The 3,633-nt window shown below is 67.2% G+C and carries 4 protein-coding genes and 1 pseudogene; all 5 read left to right on the forward strand.

All coding sequences use genetic code 11. The features are described 5' to 3' along the window. Positions 1-608, forward strand: a pseudogene (locus tag ACFV15_RS44795) (hypothetical protein); the annotation flags it as partial. Positions 609-611: 3 nt separating this feature from the next. Beyond that, positions 612-2,585: a hypothetical protein gene (locus ACFV15_RS44800; RefSeq protein ID WP_378359160.1), complete on the forward strand. Its 1,974-nt coding sequence runs from the start codon at positions 612-614 to the stop codon at positions 2,583-2,585. Further along, on the forward strand, positions 2,582-3,028 hold the full coding sequence (locus ACFV15_RS44805; RefSeq protein WP_378359162.1) for a YbaB/EbfC family nucleoid-associated protein: 447 nt from the start codon (positions 2,582-2,584) through the stop codon (positions 3,026-3,028). The genes ACFV15_RS44800 and ACFV15_RS44805 overlap by 4 nt, the downstream gene beginning before the upstream one ends. A gap of 14 nt (positions 3,029-3,042) precedes the next feature. After that, positions 3,043-3,348 (forward strand): hypothetical protein, encoded by a 306-nt coding sequence (locus ACFV15_RS44810; protein WP_378359163.1) that lies wholly within the window; start codon positions 3,043-3,045, stop codon positions 3,346-3,348. Positions 3,349-3,391: 43 nt separating this feature from the next. Then, the coding region (locus tag ACFV15_RS44815; RefSeq protein ID WP_378359165.1) for a hypothetical protein at positions 3,392-3,633 on the forward strand (242 nt) is incomplete at its 3' end.

Below are 3,633 nucleotides of genomic sequence, written 5' to 3' on the forward strand. Positions count from 1 at the left end.
GTGGTGATCCTTCGTCGGGTGGTGGCGGTGGTGGTAGGCCGTCGTCGACGGCTTCGTTGGGTGCTCCTGGTTCGATGCCGGATACCTCCGGGCAGCAGCGGGAGGCGCAGCGGGCAGCTCAGGAGGCGATCGACGCGCTCAGGGGCGGCGGCCCAGGCGGCCCCAGCGTCTCGGCCCCCACGCTGTCCAATTTCCTCTCTGGTGAGCACGGCGGTACCGGTGGTGGTACGGGCGGCAAGCCGGGCGGTGGCGGTGTCGGGCCCCTGCCCAAGTTCGGCGGTTCGGGGTTGGACGGCATGCCGGTCGGCACGGGCACGGCGGCCCTTTCCGCGGAATCCGTGGCGCGGCAGCAGGGTTACCAGGTTCCTGGCGCCGGCGGCCCGTCGACCACCTCCGGTGGAGGCCGCACCGGCGCTGGTGGCATGACCGCCGGTGAAGGTATGGGCGGAGTCCCGCCGATGATGGGCGGTGGCGCGGGTGGTGCCGGGATGGGTGGCGGCCAGCCGAACAAGGAACGGGAGCGGAACACCTGGCTGCAGAGCGAAAAGAAGGACTGGCAGGAAGAAGACGACTGTGGTGCCGCGCCGTCGACGCTCGGAAAGGGCTGATTCATGGCTACCCAGGATTCCGCACCGTCGACGGCCGCCAACCCGGCGCAAACCCTCGAGCAGGTGCTCGCCCAGGTGTCGACGGCGGACCCGCAGACCTTCTACCAGGAGGCGCAACGCTTCGAACAGGCCGCGAGCAGGCTGCACGACGTGCAGGGCCAGATGGACAAACACCGCCGCGACCTCGCGGAGGCCTGGTATCGCGGTGACAAGCAGCGGCACGACCGGCTGGACCGGTTGATCCGGCATGTCGAAGGTGTCGTCGGCGGCATCCAAAACCCTGGTTACCCCCGGTTGCTCCGGCAGATCGGCGACGCGATCTCGGACACCAAGCAGCGGCTGGCCGACCTGAAGGACGGCAAGGGCAGCGCGGAGGACGACAAAGCGCGCGGCGACATCGACAAACGGGCCACCACGCTGCTGGCCGAACTGTCCACTTTGTACCGTCAGCTGGGCGGGCAGCTGGTGGCGCTGCCGCACCGCGCCGACACCACCCAGCTTGGCATGGGGGAACCAGGTGCGAGGACCGGCGCGGGCTCGGGTGGAGCCGTGCCCGTGGTCTTCGTGTCGCGCACCGCACAGCCGGCTGGGGAAACCAGCACGATGGTCGGAACCCCAGTCGTGGGTACGGGGACGGGCATCCTCGTGAAGAGCGCGACGGTGGCGGGAATGCCCGTGCACGGTGCGGGAGCCGGACCGTTCGTGCAGGGGGCGGGAACACCCGCTCGGGGCGGCGGGACCGGCACCTTCACGACCGCGGGTGTCGGGCAGGCTCGGCAGCTGGGCTTTGGTCAGGGACAGGCACAGTCTGTTTCGGACGGTTCAGTGCCTCTTGTGGACGGTTCAGTGCCTCCGCCGGCGACGGCGACTCCTTTCGCTCGGTTCTCCCAGTTCGCAGGCTGCCCCCTGCATGGCGGCGGTTCCGTGCAGGGCGGCAAGGCCGGTCAGGTCGCAGGCCTTGCCGGGCGCGTGAGCGTGTTCGCCCAGAGCGACACGGGGAAGCCCGCCGTGCTCGGCCGGACGGCCAGCCGCCTCGCCGGTGGCTTCACGCTGGACGTGGCCAAGCAGTCGAAGGAAAACAGCCAGGCCCTGCCCGCCACCACTGGCGGCGGTAACTCGAACCGGTACGAATTGCCTGATATTTCCGCGCCGGCCAAGCTGCAAGCTCAACCCACCTTCGCCACGACCGCGGCCATGCCGGTGACGGTCAGCGCCGCGGCCGCCGGTCCGATCGCTCAGCCGGGTGGCGGAAGTCCGGCGTATCAGCAGGTAACCAGTGCGGCGGCTGGTCTACTGGGTGGGGGCCCGGCGCCCGGTGGCCCCATGCCGGGTGGATCGGTGCCGGGCCCGCCCGCGAGCGGTGCGAGTTCGAATGGGCTGACGTTGAGCGATCTGACCGGCAGCGGCCCCACGGCCGCCGGTCCTGCCCCGAGCAGCCCGGCGTCCGCCGGCGTGCCCACGACGGCGCAGCCGCCCGCTCCGGCCCACGGTGCGGTCTTGGGGCAGGCGCCTGCCTCGACGTCGGTTCAGATGACGGGCACGCCGGGTATCACGGGCGTGACTCCGCCGCAGCCGTCGTCGTACCCGGCGCAAACCACGCTTCAGGCGTCGATCCCGACACAGGTACGGCCGGTCATGGCGCTCGGCGCGGAACATCTGCAGCTGGCCGCGGCGGTCTCGCCTGGTTCGTCGGGCATGCCGCTGGGCGCGTTCACCGCGAGCTCGAACCTCGCGCCGTCCGGCATGTCCGCGGGAGGCCCGATGCAGTCGGCGGCGAACGTCTTGCCCGCAGGCCCGCACGGCGTGTTGGGGGCAGGGCCGCGCACGGACGGTGTCTGGATGCGGGCCGACCCCGGTTGTTGGATCTCGCTTCCGGTCGCAGCAGCGCGGCTGGGCAGGGACGATACGGCTGAAACCACCGCCGGTACCTGGTCTGGTACGGAGCGTTACAACGAATACGGGAAGGAAGGACGATGACCGACTGGACTGACCAGTACAAGTCCTTGGAAGAAGCCAACGAGGCCGCGCTGGCCTCGCTCGAGCGCGAACAGCGCAAGCTGTCGGACATCACCAAGACCATGTCCGAGGCGACCACCACGGTGAAGGCCAAGGACCGGTCGCTGACCGTCGACTTCGACGGCAGGGGGGAGATCACCGCAATCAACTTCCACGGCACGAAGTATCGGGGCATGGCTCCCGCCGAGCTCAGCCACGTGTTGATGGAGACCATTCAGAGTGGTCGCGCGCAGTGTCTGCAGAAACTGGCGGATGTGATGGGGGAGGACATTCTGCCCGGCGTGAATTTCGCTGACCTGGCGAGTGGGCGGATGAATGCCGAAGAGATTCTCGACAAGGTGGTGTCGCCATTCCTTGGCGACACCTACGGCGACGGGATTCTCGGCCGGAAATCCAAAGATTAAGAAAGGTGCATGTCATGTCCGATGCGGAAACTAAAATCGATCTCGATGCGGCAAGGCTGGAGAACGCGCGCCTCAGGGAGCTGGGTACCCACTTCGCGGAGTCGGTGGACAGGTTGCGGTTGGCCGCGCAGCGATACGACGGCTGCTGGGGTGGTGACAAGTTCGGCCAGGCCTTCGCCACGGGGTATGTGCCGAATTCCAAGACGACGTTGGAAAACGTCACTACCTTCGGCAAGAATGTGGGAGGAACCGCCGAGCAGATCGAGCAGGCGCTCACGGAGTTCGAGAAGGTCGATCAGGGTAACGCCAATAATCTGTGAGTTCGTGAGCCTGACAGTGCTGTAACCGTCGAAAAGGATTCCATTGGTCACGCATCTGCCGCATGGCCTCCAGAAGTTGCTGGAGGTTACTGTTGGCATGCCTTGGCCTGAGGGTTCTGAGGATGATTTGTGGCATCTGGCGTCGGCGTGGGATGCTTTCGGTGGGGAATTGGATTTGTTGGCGGAGGGCCTCGTTGTGGAGGCGAGGAATTTCGCTGGGGTTATTGAGGGTAAGACGGGGGATGGGCTTAATAAGCTGCTTGCTGTTGATATGCATGACAGTGC

Origin of the sequence: Amycolatopsis sp. NPDC059657 (genome assembly GCF_042734395.1) — a bacterium.
In the GTDB taxonomy this organism is placed as follows: Bacteria; Actinomycetota; Actinomycetes; order Mycobacteriales; family Pseudonocardiaceae; genus Amycolatopsis.

Bases quoted from the DNA above. Each gene is read 5' to 3' on its own strand.
- ACFV15_RS44800 (WP_378359160.1), top strand. From the start codon at position 612: ATGGCTACCCAGGATTCCGCACCGTCGACGGCCGCCAACCCGGCGCAA.
- ACFV15_RS44805 (WP_378359162.1), top strand. From the start codon at position 2,582: ATGACCGACTGGACTGACCAGTACAAGTCCTTGGAAGAAGCCAACGAG.
- ACFV15_RS44810 (WP_378359163.1), top strand. From the start codon at position 3,043: ATGTCCGATGCGGAAACTAAAATCGATCTCGATGCGGCAAGGCTGGAG.